The following is a 13,593-nucleotide window of genomic DNA, read 5'->3' as shown; positions in this document are numbered from 1 at the left end:
CCATTTTGAGTAAGCACCTGACTGAGTTTGTTCGGGATTACTTCGGTACCAGCGAATTTATTCCACTTCACGCGCCGGTTTTCCCGGGCCGAGCGAAAGAGTATGTGGTTGACACTATAGAATCCACGTTTGTTTCCAGTGTTGGCGCCTATGTAGATCGCTTTGAGAAAGACATGGCGAATTACACAGGGTCGCCCCGGGCGGTTGCCACTGTGAACGGTACGGCCGCGTTGCATGTCGGCTTGAAGCTGACTGGAGTTGAGCCCGGGGATTTGGTAATCACACAGCCTCTGACGTTTGTAGCGACTTGTAATGCTATTGCCTATTGCGGCGCTGAACCGGTATTTGTAGATGTCGATCGCGATACGCTGGGTTTGTCGCCAGACGCACTGGAAGCCTGGCTGGACGAAAACGCTCAAGTCGATACTGAGGGAGTGTGCCGCACTAAATCGGATGGTAAAGCCATACGAGCCTGCGTACCGATGCACACCTTTGGTCATCCTGCCGACCTGGATGGGTTATGTGAGGTGACTCAGCGCTGGGGTCTCCACATGGTTGAGGATGCCGCGGAATCCCTTGGCAGCTTCTATAAAGGTCAACATACCGGTACTTTTGGAGCTATTGGCATCTTGAGCTTTAACGGCAACAAAATTATGACCACTGGCGGTGGCGGCATGATTTTGGCGGGAAAGGCTATGGCGGATAGAGCTAAACACCTGACAACAACGGCCAAAAAACCCCATACCTACGAATACATTCATGATGAAGTGGGTTACAACTATCGGCTACCCAACCTGAATGCTGCGCTTGGCTGCGCCCAGTTAGAACAGCTGGGCTCCTTTATAGAAGCCAAGCGAATGCTTGCCGCTGCCTACGAGACCTTTTTTAAAGGCGGTGCGCTACAGTTTGTGAAAGAGCCCGTCGATTGCCGCTCTAACTATTGGCTTAATGCAGTTATTTGTGAAAGCAAAGAAGACCGGGATAGTCTGCTCGATAGTACGAATAAAAAAGGGGTGATGACCCGCCCTATATGGGCATTGATGAATCATCTGATAATGTACCAAAATTGCCGGCGAGGGGATCTAACCAACGCACAATGGCTGGAAGAGCGGGTGGTGAATTTGCCGAGCAGTGTAGTGCTTGAGCGTCTATGAAAAAGCGTATTGGTATTTTCGGAACTTCTGGTATGGGTCGAGAAGCGGGTGACGTTGCTCGGGCTTGTGGGATTGAACCGTTTTATGTTGCGCGAGATGAGATCGAGGTTGCGGGTTGGATAGGTGCCGGAGAAGTCATTCTCGAAAAAGAGGTTGGAGCTTATTCTCATTATCCATTTGTGATTGGGATTGGTGACAACGAAATTCGGCGAAAAGTGGCTCTTCGATTTGAGGGCAAATTAGATTTCTCCAACCTCGTTCATCCAAGCGCCACATTTGGTTACAGGCAGCGGAAAGTAATCAATGAAGCTCAGGGCGTCATAGTTGCCGCAGGTGTTCGTTTTACTAGTAACATCGCAGTTGAAAGCTTTGTGCTATTCAATCAAAACGCCACCATCGCACACGACTGCGTGGTTGAGCACTTTGTCCACGTCGCTCCTGGAGCCAATATATCGGGCAATGTTCACCTAAGACAAGGCGTTTGGGTTGGAGCAGGTGCCGTCATTAATCAGGGTGACGACAAGCGCCGACTTACTATTGGCATGAATTCGGTTATCGGTTCCGGTGCTGTGGTGACCGAAGACTGCGAACCAAATGGCATTTATGTAGGTGTGCCGGCAAAGAGGATTAAATGAAAACTCTGATCATAGCAGAAGCGGGTGTTAACCATAACGGTGACATGGTTCTGGCGAAAAAGCTGATTGCTGCTGCGGCAGAAGCCGGTGCAGACCTTGTCAAATTCCAGACGTTTATTGCGAATAAGATCGTTTCCAAATCTGCCCCGAAAGCGGACTACCAAAAAAACACAACCGACCCTGCGGAATCTCAGGGGGATATGATCCGACAACTTGAGTTGACCCGAGAGAATCATGTCGAATTAATAGATGAATGTAAGAAATACGGGATCGGATTTTTCTCAACAGCCTTTGACCATGAGAGCATTGATTTACTCGAAGATCTGCACGCGCTGGATTATGTGAAAGTCCCCTCTGGAGAGTTGACCAATCTGCCTTATCTCAGATATTTGACCCGGCACGGTAAGCCGGTATTCCTCTCCACTGGGATGGCCACGATGGGTGAGATCGAAGCTGCCATAGACGCGGTTGAAAAAGCCGGCACCCCTAGGGAGTGCATTACTGTTCTGCATTGCACCACAGAGTACCCAACGCCCATGGATGAAGTGAATCTAAACGCTATGGCTAACATGGGTAAGGCCTTTGGTGTCGGAATTGGATACTCTGATCACACGCAAGGTATCGAAGTCCCCATTGCAGCGGTTGCGCTGGGCGCATCAGTGATTGAAAAGCATTTCACGTTGAACCGCTCCTTGCCAGGCCCCGATCATCGCGCAAGCCTTGAACCAGATGAGCTAAAGGCCATGGTATCGGCCATCCGTAACATAGAAAAAGCTATGGGAGACGGCATTAAACGCCCGGGCTCCAGTGAACTAAAGAACAAACCTATAGCCCGTAAGTCGCTGGTAGCGGCTCAGCCAATCAGACGGGGCGAACTTTTCAGCGCTGAAAACCTTGTTGCAAAGCGGCCCGGTACAGGCGTTTCTCCCATGCGATGGGATGAGGTCCTTGGTCGTAAAGCACCCCGGGGCTTTGACGAAGATGAGTTGATAGAGTTGTGACCCGAAAGGTTTGTGTTGTCACTGGTACTAGAGCCGAGTTTGGTCTTTTGCGCTACTTAATGGAAGATATTCGGCAACATCCGGCGCTTGAACTCCAGGTTGCTGTAACCGGAATGCACCTGTCACCAGAGTTCGGATCTACCTACCAGGAAATTGAAGCTGCTGGTTTCATCATTGATATAAAAGTTGAAATGCTGCTAAGTTCCGACACGAGCACAGCTGTCACGAAATCTATGGGGCTTGGTGTTATAGGCTTTGCAGATGCCTACCAACGCTTGAAGCCTGATATCGTTGTGGTATTGGGTGACCGGTTCGAGATTTTTTCAGCGACATCTGCAGCTTTGATTGCAGGGATTCCGATCGCACACCTGCATGGTGGAGAAACGACAGAGGGTGCGTTTGATGAGGCTATCCGGCATTCGATTACAAAAATGTCTCACCTGCATTTTGTGGCAGCGGAAGAGTATCGGCACCGTGTCATTCAACTAGGTGAGTCTCCGGAGCGTGTGTTCAATGTCGGGGGAATGGGTATCGATGCTATTAAGCGTCTTGAGTTGTTGAGCCGGGAAGAGCTGGAAAAGTCAATCGACGCTGTTTTGGATGATAAGAACCTACTGATCACCTTTCATCCGGTGACTCTTGAAAGGGAGGAAAGTTCTAAAGAGCAACTGAATGCCCTGCTTAATGCTCTAGCCGAGCTAAAGCAGACTCACCTCATCTTCACTATGCCCAACGCTGACACTGGCGGACGTGAACTAACCAAGATAGTTCATGAGTTCGTAAGTTCTCATGACAATGCCAGCATGTATGCCTCTCTTGGCCAACTTCGATATTTTTCCTGCATGGCTCAGGTAGACGGTGTTATTGGTAATTCTTCAAGTGGTCTATTGGAAGCACCGGCTTTTAACATTGGTACTGTCAATATCGGAGATCGGCAAAAAGGGCGTCTGAAAGCTGCGAGCGTAATTGATTGTGAACCCACTAAAGCCGCTATTCTTGAGGCAATCGATAGATTGTACTCGCCAACTTTTAGGAGCTCGCTTGATGCCGTCGACAACCCATATGGTAATGGTGGTGCGAGTAAAGCGATTGTGCAGGTACTTGCAGACTCCTCGCTCGATAACCTATTGAAAAAATCTTTTTACAATTTGTCACTTTCGGGTACTTACAAAGCAAGGGAACAGCAATGAAGCAGTGGCGTAACGCATTAGTGAATCCTGACGTGAGCCTGGAACAAGCCATTGCGGTTCTGGACAAAGCAGCCCTTCGTATTGTTCTGGTTGTGGATGAAGCCGACGTTTTACTTGGTACGCTCACAGATGGTGATGTTCGACGCGCTTTGCTGAAACGCTTACCGCTGGATGCGCCGGTTAACAAGGTGATGAATGCCAATCCCAAAACTGCGGGGCAAGGCTGGACTGAGAGTCGTCTTCTGGCACTCATGGAGCAGTACGAGGTGCTTCAGTTACCGCTGGTGGATAGCTATAGAAAAGTAGTTGGTCTCGCGAACTTACATGATCTGCTGAACAAACACCGCCATGACAACCCAGTCTTTCTAATGGCAGGAGGGTTTGGTACTCGGCTGCGCCCATTGACTAACAATTGCCCCAAGCCAATGTTGAAAGTGGGTGACAAGCCAATTTTGGAGCAGATCCTTCTCAATTTTGTAGATGCTGGCTTTCACCGCTTCTACATATCGACCCACTACATGCCGGAAGTGATTCGCGAGCACTTTGGTAATGGTGAAAAATGGGGGATCAGTATTCAGTACGTTTACGAAGACGAACCTCTGGGGACAGGTGGTGCTCTGGGCCTTTTGCCGCATGATGAAATAGATCTGCCGCTGTTTATGATGAACGGAGATTTACTGACATCGCTAAACATACACAGCTTTCTGGAGTTTCACGAAAATCATGGTAGCGCTGCAACCATGTGTGTGAGGGAATATGAGTATCAAGTTCCCTATGGTGTAATTACCAGCCAGGGTACACAGATCAAATCGATGGTTGAGAAACCGATACAGAAATTTTTCGTGAATGCCGGTATCTATTTGCTCAACCCTGAACTCGTTAAAAGTGTTGGGCCTGACATCAGAATTGATATGCCCACGCTACTGGAGCAGCAGATCGACGCAGAGAAGCCGGTTTACATGTTTCCGATCCACGAGTATTGGTTGGATATAGGGCGGATGGATGACTTCCAGCGTGCCCAAGGCGAGGCGGCGAGTGGCTTCAATGGATGATTCCCACAAAGTACTTATGGTGATCCCTGCCAGGGGTGGAAGCAGGCGGCTACCCCGGAAAAACATACTTCCACTTGCCGGCAAGCCTCTGATTTGCTGGTCCATCGAAACAGCCTTAGCAACATCCTTGGATGCACGCATTTTGGTAACAAGCGATGACGACGAAATTTTAAGCCTGGCACAGGAATACGCAGAGCAGGGTGTCATCGCTCACAAGCGCCCTGATGAGCTGGCAACTGATACTGCAACAACTGCGGATGTGCTGATTGATGCTATTAAAGCAGAGCATGCAGCCGGTTATGCAGCGGATATTTTGATTCTTTTACAGCCGACATCTCCGCTTCGCAATACGGATGATATCCTGGCAGCGGTAAAGGTGTTTGAGGAAACGGGTTGCAGCGACACCGTTGTAAGCGTTTGCGAGGTTGATCACCCGACGTCCTGGGTTGGTGTTATCGATGATCACTCGACTTTCAGCGGCGTTGATTTGTCGGGTAATCGGTCTCAGGGCTACCGAATAGAGTATCGATTAAATGGGGCTGTTTATGTGGCTAGGGCAGAAACTTTGATGAATAAGAAGACATTGTTCACTGACCGGTTGCGGGCATCGATAATGCCTAGGGCCAGGTCTTTTGATATTGACGAACCAGTTGATTTTCGGGTCTGTGAGACTTTTGTAAGTGGTTGATAACTTATTTATCGTTGAATCAGCACTTCAGGCATTGGTGGCGGTTGAGCTGAGTTTGCAGTTTTCTGGCCAAAACAATGGAATTATTTACCGGCTTTCGGGTAAGGGGCGTGAGAGAAATTGTAGTGGTCTACTGAAACCGGACACCAATATGGGTGGTAAAATCGCCCCCAGAGAGGTGTTCAATGGTAAAACGACGCAGGTCATTTGCAACCGAGTTCAAACGTGAAGCTGCCAGCCTGGTGCTTAACCAGGGTTACTCCGTGGAGGAAGCCAGCCGGTCTCTGGAAATCGGAGAAACAGCATTATGATCCTGCCCACCAGTGATGGACACCCTGTTAAGCGAGTAAACTACGCTACAGAGGTGAATCATGACAAAGCAAACAGAAAAGAAATCAACGCCACGGCGGCAACACACTCCGGAGTTCCGGGCCGAAGCATTGGCCCTGGCGGAAAAGGTCGGAGTGGCCAAGGCCGCCAAAGAGCTTGGATTGCAGGAATCGCAGCTGTATAGCTGGAGAACAAAAGCCCGGGCAGCTCAGGATCGGTCTGAGGTTGAACAGCAACAGGCTGTCGAGATTGCCCGCCTCAAGCGCCAGTTGGCCGAGCAGGCAGAGGAGCTCGCCATAGTAAAAAAGGCGGCAACATACTTCGCCAAAAGCCTGAAATGACGTATGTGTTTATGGACCAGAATGCAGGCAATTTTAGAGTGACGACGATGGGCCGAGTGCTGAAGGTGTCCCGCAGTGGCTTCTATCGGTGGCGCGAGCGACAACAGCAGCCCTCGCTCCCTCAGGAAGAAAGACGCTATATGGACGAGGTGGTGAAAGAGGCTTTCGAACGCAAGAAGAGTCGTTACGGGGCGCCTCGATTGACGCTGGAGCTAGCAGACTCCGGGCACCAGCATGATCGCAAAACAGTGGCCAACAGCCTGCGTCGTCAGGGTTTGAGGGCCAAGGCCGCGAAGAGATTCAAGGCAACCACAAACTCCAGTCACAATCTGCCAGTGGCACCCAACCTGTTGAAGCAGGATTTCACCGCGACAGCGCCAAACCAGAAATACGTCGGCGACATCACCTACCTTTGGACCGATGAAGGCTGGCTGTATCTCGCCACGATCATTGACCTGTACTCACACATGGTAGTGGGTTGGGCGATATCGGAGCGGATGACCGCCCAACTGGTCTGCGATGCGCTGAAGATGGCGCTCTGGCGCCGTGGCATGCCCACCGGCATGATTGTGCACTCCGATCGTGGCAGCCGCCAATATTGCTCAGCTGCTTACCAGGCGCTGCTGGCCAAGCATGGCTTGATTTGCAGCATGAGTGGCAAAGGCAATTGCTACGATAATGGTGTGCCACGAACACTTCATAGAAGTGGTGTTCCATGGGAGATGAGGGTGGGCCCCTCGGAATCGGGTTGCAGGACCTGGTTTCAAACTACGTTGAGCTGCTGTGGTTAAGAGTCATGGTGGTGAGCGTCAATGAAAAGGCGTCCATTAAGACGTCATGTGTGGAATGGAAAGACGAACGTAAGTGAACTGCTGATGACGCGTCGAAAAGCAATTCAACTGACATCAAAACCGAGCAGCGTTGTTGGCTCGGGGCAAGTCCAGACGTTACCTGTTTACGGGTTGGGCGGTTTCCGGTGTGGAGGCAGCGTGAGTCCATTTCAGGCTCTCATGGGGAACGTGGGAACCTGTCGCCTCGATGATAAGGGAGAAATCCGAAAGGGCAGCCCCCTGAAGGAGAAGAGTACCGATGCGAGGCACAGGGGCGGAGTAGCCCGTAGTAGTGTTGAAGCGGCTGAAAGGTTGTGGAGCGAAGGGGCTACGTCATGTGGTTCAGCTCGTATGCCAACCGGAAACGGGAGGAGCATGTGAGCTTGAACAAGGTCTTTGATATACCGAAGTCACTGGTGTGGAGCGCCTACTGGGAGGTTAAGCGTGCCAAAGGTGGGCCCGGTGTGGATCGGCAAACAATGGAGGAGTTCGATAAAGACAGAGATAATCGGCGTACAAGATCTGGAATCGGATGTCGTCGGGTAGTTACATGCCTCCGCCGGTACTTCGGGTTGAAATACCGAAATCCGATGGAGGTGTCCGACAGCTCGGGATTCCGACTATCAGTGACCGGCTAGCGCAGGCAGCCGCTAAACGGTACCTTGAACCACTGGTGGAGCCTCATTTTCATGAGGATTCCTATGGGTATCGCCCTGGGCGCTCTGCTCTGGATGCGGTTGCGCGGGCACGACAACGTTATTGGCGGGACAATTGGGTGCTTGATCTGGATGTTTCCAAGTTTTTTGATACATTGAATCATGAGCTTGTGTTGCGTGCAGTTCGGTGGTTCACCGACTGCAAATGGGTCCTTCTGTACATCGAGAGATGGTTGCAGGCGGATGTTCAATTGCAGGGCGGGGAGCGGCTACCGCGCTCAATCGGTGCACCTCAAGGCGGCATAATCAGTCCACTGCTTGCCAATATCTTTCTTCATTTAGCGTTTGATCTGTGGATGAAGGAGAATTTCCCTGCCATTCACTTCGAGCGGTATGCCGACGATATTGTCGTGCACTGCCGGTCGTTCAAGCAGCTAAATTGGATCAAAGAGCGTATCGAACGAAAAGACGGGAGTTGTTTACTGCAAAGACTCACGTCAGCCTGAGAGCTGGGAGTGTCAAAGCTTTGATTTTCTGGGGTATACGTTTCGACCTAGATCGGCGCGGAATCGAGAGGGCAAGTTCTTTGTGAGCTTCAGCCCCGCGATCAGCCAGAAGGCCGCCAGGGCCCTACGCCAAGAAGTACGGCGGGGATGGCAGCTCAAGGCGCGTACATATGCGGATCTGGACGAATTGGCTCGGCGCTTCAATCCTGTCATCGCAGGCTGGATCAACTACTACGGTCGTTTTTGTCGATCAGCACTCCATTCTGTCCTCAACCACATCAATTCTGCGCTGGTTGGCTGGGCAATGCGAAAGTTCAAACGGTTGCGTCGTCGGCTCACTCGCGCGAATGCGTGGTTAAAGGCAGTCGCCCGGCGTGCCCCTGGGCTTTTTGTCCATTGGCAGCATCAAGGCTGGATGACAAGAGCCGTATGAGTCGAGAGGCTCACGTACGGTTCTGTGAGAGCCTGGCGGGGAGGTTCCGCCGGGCTACTCGACGACCCTGCGCTGAGAGCTTCTTTCATTCGCTTAAGGTGGAGGCGATCCATGGTGAACGTTTTGGCACCAGGGAAGAAATGAGACAAGCGGTATTCGAGTACATTGAAGTGGACTACAATCTAGATCGTCGACACAGCGCCAATGGCTATATCAGCCCTGCGGCGTTTGAGGCAAAACAAGTCGCTTAGGGGCGTGTCCACTGTTGGTGGGTAGGATCAAAGTTCCGCAAGTTGACCAAAGCCAAGGGCGGCTTCGCCAAGGATAACAGCTTACTCAAGCTCCTTTATCCGGTATACTCAAAGACTCCGAGCTATGGACGCATCCAATCTAAAACTGGAATCTAACGCTGTCCCAGCTGACGATCCAATTCCCGGATCGGCTTGATGACTACATCAGGTAATGACTGCTGATTAGCTGATACAGATTTTTGAATATCCTCTAAAAAAGTTGGATCGAATCACGTGACAATCTACTTATGCTTGAATCCCCGTCATATTCTCACTTCTATACTTATAATTCTTCATCTTAAAAGTAAGGGGAATACGGGGTCATTTTTGATACTTGCTTGCTCTGATCATTACGCAGGTAATGAAGATTGCTACGATACGTCAATCCTGGAACAATTAAATGTCGAGCTTATTTTTATAAATGAATCTAATATTAGAGATCGAATAAATAAAAAAAATATTTTTCGCATCAATCATTTTTTGTCAAATAATCTGTTTTTAAGCCTAAATAGACTATGCCATATAAAGAATATTATTAGACATGAACTTCAGGATATTTTAGTTCATGAAGATGTGGAGGAAATTTACTTGTTTCATGATAGGACCTATTTATCAAAGTACTTTAAGTCTTTTGATAAAGTAAATTTGATTGAAGATGGTCGCGCAAACTATCAGGGAAGAAAGATCGTTCGAAATTATTTGAAGCGAACACTTAGGTTTGTTTTAGGATACAGTTATCAATATCAGTTTCTCGGGGAGTCTAGTGAAATCTCATCCGTGTATCTGATGAAGCCAGAGTATGCCCCCTGCTGTATTAAAGGAAAAGTAAAGCCGTTAACTGAATTTGTAAACAGACTAAGCAATGATACAGTCAGAACAATAATTTCTTTTTTTAGAGTTGAAGCGATGGAAAGTAACGCGATACTCGTCCTCACCCAAGGGCTTGATATTGCGGGATTATGTTCAAAAAAGGACAAGCTCAATATTTATTACGTACTAGTTCAAAAGCTTCTTGATTATTACTCGCCAAAAATAGTCGTAAAAATACATCCATCTGAAGATATAAAAGAGTATACGAAATTATTTGCCGGTTTTAGTCGAGTCACGATAATTTCCGGACACGTACCATTCGAGGCTATCTCTCTGAAAATTGATGGAAAACACGATCTTAAAGTCTATTCATTGAGAACGAGTAGCTTTTCTCTCGGCCCGAATTCCTCTGTAAACGTCTTAAATCTTATTGATTCTGTTGATATGTGGACAAGATTTTCGAGTGACGAAATTCTAGAGACTGCCATAAATGAACTTGTCCGCTTATATGATCAAAATCTGTAGGGCTTATGCTACCTTCATTTCTACTAACACTTTATCCAATAAACAGAATTTCTTTAGATGTTGGCTTTAAACTTATACCGATCTATTTACTTCTGCTTTTTATTTTATTGCGATGTTTAATTAGAGGAGATAGGTTATCTGTTAAGTTCTATCCGATCGAATACTTTGCTTTTATTTTTTACATTTACGCGATGTTTACGTCGCTTTATACTTTTTCGATAGATTCTTCACTAAGGTTTATAGCAGGGTTTTCACTTGCCTGCTCTACCTACGTCCTCTCACGGGCATATATTTCACGTCATAAATTTAATTTGATTATTTATTTTGACCGCGCGGCTAAATTATTTTTACTTGGTAGCCTTTTAAATTATTTTTTTGGTCTATTGACAATGGATCTGGGGGCAGAACATGTTGACTTTTTTGGTTTGACCATAGAAAAGGGCGTCCCAAGAATGATTGGCTTATCGAATGATCCTAATATTTTTGCATTTACAATATTGATTTTCATATTTTACTTTATATATTCTTCAGGTCGGTGGTCAAGAATGTTTGCTGGTCTTGGGGTGGCTTCATTATTATTATCAATGTCCAGAGGAGGGGGGGTAGCATTTATCTTTGGCTTAGTCGGCGTTATTGTTATGGCACGTCCAAGGGCTTGGGTTTATATAATATTGAGCTTTTCGATTCTATTAACCGTGTATTTTTTTTGGCCCGCAGGTTATCTAGTTGACGTCATCGGGATATATATAGACAAACGTGTTTCTGGAATCGAAACGGCAGGTGGTCGAACGATTATTTGGAGAAATGCATTGGAGCTTTGGGAAAGCAGACCAGTGTTTGGTTATGGGATATTTTCTTTCCAGGATGTTTTGGGGGAGGTATTTAACGACTATCGGCACGCACACAACACATATTTAGAAGTGTTATTTGAGACCGGGATAATCGGCTTTGTTATTTTTTCTTCCTTTATATTATTTTCCCTCTTTTTATCGCTTCGTATTTCACTAAAATGTAATGAGCTACGATTCCTGTTCCCGTCCTTTGTCGCTTTGGTCGTGGCAATATTTGGACTGTCTGTGTATATACATCCAGTTTTCTTTTTTTACTATTTAACACTTGTAGGTTTATATGACTCCTATGTTTCTCGAAATCCTTATTTCCACAACGTTAAGCCGTATAGAAGGCGCTAAATTAATTGCAGCGTCAGCTTATAATTCAATCGGTATTCGGAGTATTGTCGTATGTCAAACGTTTGATCAGATTAACGATATTGAAGATGGGGTTCGAGAGTATTTTGATTTTGGTTATGTGCAATTTTCTAGCACACAAGGATTATCGCAAAGTAGGGGATTGGCGCTTTCTCTGTCCACCGCTCAATATATTTGGTTTTTAGATGATGATATTGATGTCCAGTTTTCAGGATTGCTAGATATTGTTGATGTAATTAAATCCGAAGAGCCTGACTTTTTGACCGCTATGTTCGAAGATTTGGATGGCAATCAGTTTAAAAATTATTCAAGTAAGTGTTTTTTTCATAGTCAGTTAACCGTAATGAGAGTTAGTTCAATTGAGATTTTTGTCAAAAGATGTCAATTCATAGATGCAGGGATCAAGTTCGACAATCAGTTTGGCCTCGGTGCAAAGTATCCATCGGGGGAAGAAAATATTTTTTTAAGTGATGCTTTAAAAGCTGGTCTTTGGGGCATTTTTTATCCTATTGTAGTTGCGAGGCATCCACCCATGACGTCGGGAAGAAATTTTAGCAGTTCATTTATACTACGTAGTAAGGGTGCCATGTTTGCTCGAATTTTTGGGTTAAGTGGTTTTGTGCTTGCTTTACCTTACGTCGCAAAACGAGTTATACGAAAAGAAGTTCCTTTTAAATCTGTTTTTTGTTCGCTCCGTGATATTTTTCACGGTACGTTTTCATATATTAAAACCAAGAGAACTCATGGATAAATTCGGCTTAGTTTCCATCATTACTCCGACTTATAATTCAAGCCGTTTTATTAAGAGCACCTACGAATCTATAGTTAAGCAGAGTTATAAAAATTGGGAATGGTTAGTCACTGATGATTGTTCGACAGATGACACTATGTCGATTTTAAGTCAACTTAGCGCGGAAGATTCTAGGGTGAGGGTTTTTTCTCTCAATATTAATTCGGGGGCAGCAATCGCAAGAAATAATAGCCTGGACCATGTTCGCGGAGACTTTGCCGCCTTTCTAGACAGTGACGACTTATGGTTGCCTGGTAAATTGGTGCGACAATTATCGTTTATGGGTGACACTATAGATTTTTCATTCACGGCCTATGAGCAGGCTAACGTCCAGGGTCATCCAACCGGCCTTAAAATTGATTCCAAAAATAAAGGATCCTTTAATTTTCAGGACATGCTTAAAAAAAGAGCGACCCTCGGTTGTTCTACGGTAATTTTGAAAAGTGATTTGGTTTCTTCTCTGCGTATGCGGGATATTAGAACTGGTCAAGATTATGCGTTTTGGCTTGACTTACTCAAGATGGGACATAGAGCACATCTTCTACCCGACGTTCTAACTCATTATCGAATTGTTCCAAATTCAATTTCGAGGAACAAGTTAAAAAAAGCGAAACGTCAATGGTTTATTTATCGTAGGGTTCATAATATCCCTTTCCCGATTTCTGTATTTTATTTCATCAATTACGCGTGGCGTGCTGTTCTCAAGCGATAGCTCACTTTTCTCGGTAACATCAGGCCGACTGTAATCCCCTCGGTAAATAGCGGTCCCCAAAAGTAGAATTTTCTCGTAATCTAGACGCAGGAGATTCTGCATAAAAAAGTCACGATTTACGGACGGCCAGATCCCCCCCTCTGTCAGCATAGTTGTCGTGTCCATTTTTAACTCTAAACCTCAGAGAGGGAGCGGTCAGTGAGACCAACGTGGGACAATATAGCGAAGAGTTCAAAGAGCGGGCAGTCAGGCGACGGGTTCTACCCCGCTTTTACGGACACTTCAAAGAAGCCCATAATGGGTAAAAGGAGTGTTTATGTCGAAGAGAAGAAAATACAGCCCAGAGTTCAAGCGCGGTGCCGTTGAGCAAACGCGCCAATCCGGCGTCAGCTGCGCTTGTAATCCCCCCATTTTTAATCGCCCTTTTGAGTAGAGGGTTACA

13 protein-coding genes and 4 pseudogenes are annotated in these 13,593 nt (G+C 46.9%); all 17 read left to right on the top strand.

Going from position 1 to position 13,593, the window contains the following annotated elements:
* The first annotated feature begins 5 nt into the window (after positions 1-5).
* Positions 6-1,154 (top strand): LegC family aminotransferase, encoded by a 1,149-nt coding sequence (locus CWI75_RS09835; RefSeq protein WP_101521342.1) that lies wholly within the window; start codon positions 6-8, stop codon positions 1,152-1,154.
* Positions 1,151-1,789, top strand: coding sequence for a PglD-related sugar-binding protein (locus CWI75_RS09830; protein WP_101521341.1), 639 nt, complete (start codon positions 1,151-1,153; stop codon positions 1,787-1,789). Before CWI75_RS09835 ends, CWI75_RS09830 begins: the two co-directional genes overlap by 4 nt.
* Positions 1,786-2,790, top strand: coding sequence for an N-acetylneuraminate synthase (gene neuB, locus CWI75_RS09825; RefSeq protein WP_101521340.1), 1,005 nt, complete (start codon positions 1,786-1,788; stop codon positions 2,788-2,790). Before CWI75_RS09830 ends, neuB begins: the two co-directional genes overlap by 4 nt.
* Complete coding sequence (gene neuC, locus CWI75_RS09820; protein ID WP_101521339.1) at positions 2,787-3,980, top strand: UDP-N-acetylglucosamine 2-epimerase; 1,194 nt, start codon at positions 2,787-2,789, stop codon at positions 3,978-3,980. The genes neuB and neuC overlap by 4 nt, the downstream gene beginning before the upstream one ends.
* Positions 3,977-5,032, top strand: coding sequence for a nucleotidyltransferase family protein (locus CWI75_RS09815; RefSeq protein ID WP_101521338.1), 1,056 nt, complete (start codon positions 3,977-3,979; stop codon positions 5,030-5,032). The genes neuC and CWI75_RS09815 overlap by 4 nt, the downstream gene beginning before the upstream one ends.
* Positions 5,025-5,720, top strand: coding sequence for an acylneuraminate cytidylyltransferase family protein (locus CWI75_RS09810; RefSeq protein WP_101521337.1), 696 nt, complete (start codon positions 5,025-5,027; stop codon positions 5,718-5,720). The genes CWI75_RS09815 and CWI75_RS09810 overlap by 8 nt, the downstream gene beginning before the upstream one ends.
* A gap of 185 nt (positions 5,721-5,905) precedes the next feature.
* Positions 5,906-6,028: pseudogene (locus tag CWI75_RS18260) on the top strand (transposase); the annotation flags it as partial.
* A gap of 63 nt (positions 6,029-6,091) precedes the next feature.
* Positions 6,092-7,098, top strand: a pseudogene (locus CWI75_RS18680) (IS3 family transposase); the annotation flags it as partial.
* Positions 7,099-7,753: 655 nt separating this feature from the next.
* Positions 7,754-8,383: a reverse transcriptase domain-containing protein gene (locus CWI75_RS18675; RefSeq protein WP_338152706.1), complete on the top strand. Its 630-nt coding sequence runs from the start codon at positions 7,754-7,756 to the stop codon at positions 8,381-8,383.
* Between the two features lie 82 nt (positions 8,384-8,465).
* Entirely contained in the window at positions 8,466-8,816 is a 351-nt protein-coding gene (locus CWI75_RS18670) for a group II intron maturase-specific domain-containing protein (protein WP_241521160.1), read from the top strand.
* Entirely contained in the window at positions 8,813-9,067 is a 255-nt protein-coding gene (locus tag CWI75_RS09785) for an IS3 family transposase (RefSeq protein WP_277621763.1), read from the top strand. The genes CWI75_RS18670 and CWI75_RS09785 overlap by 4 nt, the downstream gene beginning before the upstream one ends.
* Before the next feature lie 21 nt (positions 9,068-9,088).
* Positions 9,089-9,279: pseudogene (locus CWI75_RS18425) on the top strand (IS256 family transposase); the annotation flags it as partial.
* Between the two features lie 61 nt (positions 9,280-9,340).
* Positions 9,341-10,441, top strand: coding sequence for a polysialyltransferase family glycosyltransferase (locus CWI75_RS09775; protein ID WP_146003575.1), 1,101 nt, complete (start codon positions 9,341-9,343; stop codon positions 10,439-10,441).
* A gap of 5 nt (positions 10,442-10,446) precedes the next feature.
* The gene (locus tag CWI75_RS09770) at positions 10,447-11,631 is read left to right on the top strand and encodes an O-antigen ligase family protein (protein WP_101521333.1); all 1,185 of its coding nucleotides are present in this window, start codon (positions 10,447-10,449) and stop codon (positions 11,629-11,631) included.
* The gene (locus CWI75_RS18255) at positions 11,579-12,400 is read left to right on the top strand and encodes a glycosyltransferase family 2 protein (RefSeq protein ID WP_162300044.1); all 822 of its coding nucleotides are present in this window, start codon (positions 11,579-11,581) and stop codon (positions 12,398-12,400) included. The genes CWI75_RS09770 and CWI75_RS18255 overlap by 53 nt, the downstream gene beginning before the upstream one ends.
* Positions 12,393-13,151, top strand: coding sequence for a glycosyltransferase family 2 protein (locus CWI75_RS09765; RefSeq protein WP_101521332.1), 759 nt, complete (start codon positions 12,393-12,395; stop codon positions 13,149-13,151). The genes CWI75_RS18255 and CWI75_RS09765 overlap by 8 nt, the downstream gene beginning before the upstream one ends.
* A 316-nt stretch (positions 13,152-13,467) precedes the next feature.
* Positions 13,468-13,548: pseudogene (locus tag CWI75_RS18880) on the top strand (transposase); the annotation flags it as partial.
* Between the last annotated feature and the right edge of the window lie 45 nt (positions 13,549-13,593).

The sequence above is a fragment of the Kineobactrum sediminis genome, from assembly GCF_002868715.1.
In the GTDB taxonomy this organism is placed as follows: Bacteria; Pseudomonadota; Gammaproteobacteria; order Pseudomonadales; family Halieaceae; genus Kineobactrum; species Kineobactrum sediminis.
This window is presented reverse-complemented; position numbering and strand designations above follow the sequence as displayed.

Excerpts from the sequence above, each read along its gene's own strand:
- CWI75_RS09830 (WP_101521341.1), top strand. The coding sequence starts at position 1,151 with ATGAAAAAGCGTATTGGTATTTTCGGAACTTCTGGTATGGGTCGAGAA.
- neuB (WP_101521340.1), top strand. The coding sequence starts at position 1,786 with ATGAAAACTCTGATCATAGCAGAAGCGGGTGTTAACCATAACGGTGAC.
- CWI75_RS09815 (WP_101521338.1), top strand. The coding sequence starts at position 3,977 with ATGAAGCAGTGGCGTAACGCATTAGTGAATCCTGACGTGAGCCTGGAA.
- CWI75_RS09810 (WP_101521337.1), top strand. The coding sequence starts at position 5,025 with ATGGATGATTCCCACAAAGTACTTATGGTGATCCCTGCCAGGGGTGGA.
- CWI75_RS18675 (WP_338152706.1), top strand. The coding sequence starts at position 7,754 with ATGTCGTCGGGTAGTTACATGCCTCCGCCGGTACTTCGGGTTGAAATA.
- CWI75_RS09785 (WP_277621763.1), top strand. The coding sequence starts at position 8,813 with ATGAGTCGAGAGGCTCACGTACGGTTCTGTGAGAGCCTGGCGGGGAGG.
- CWI75_RS09770 (WP_101521333.1), top strand. The coding sequence starts at position 10,447 with ATGCTACCTTCATTTCTACTAACACTTTATCCAATAAACAGAATTTCT.
- CWI75_RS18255 (WP_162300044.1), top strand. The coding sequence starts at position 11,579 with ATGTTTCTCGAAATCCTTATTTCCACAACGTTAAGCCGTATAGAAGGC.
- CWI75_RS09765 (WP_101521332.1), top strand. The coding sequence starts at position 12,393 with ATGGATAAATTCGGCTTAGTTTCCATCATTACTCCGACTTATAATTCA.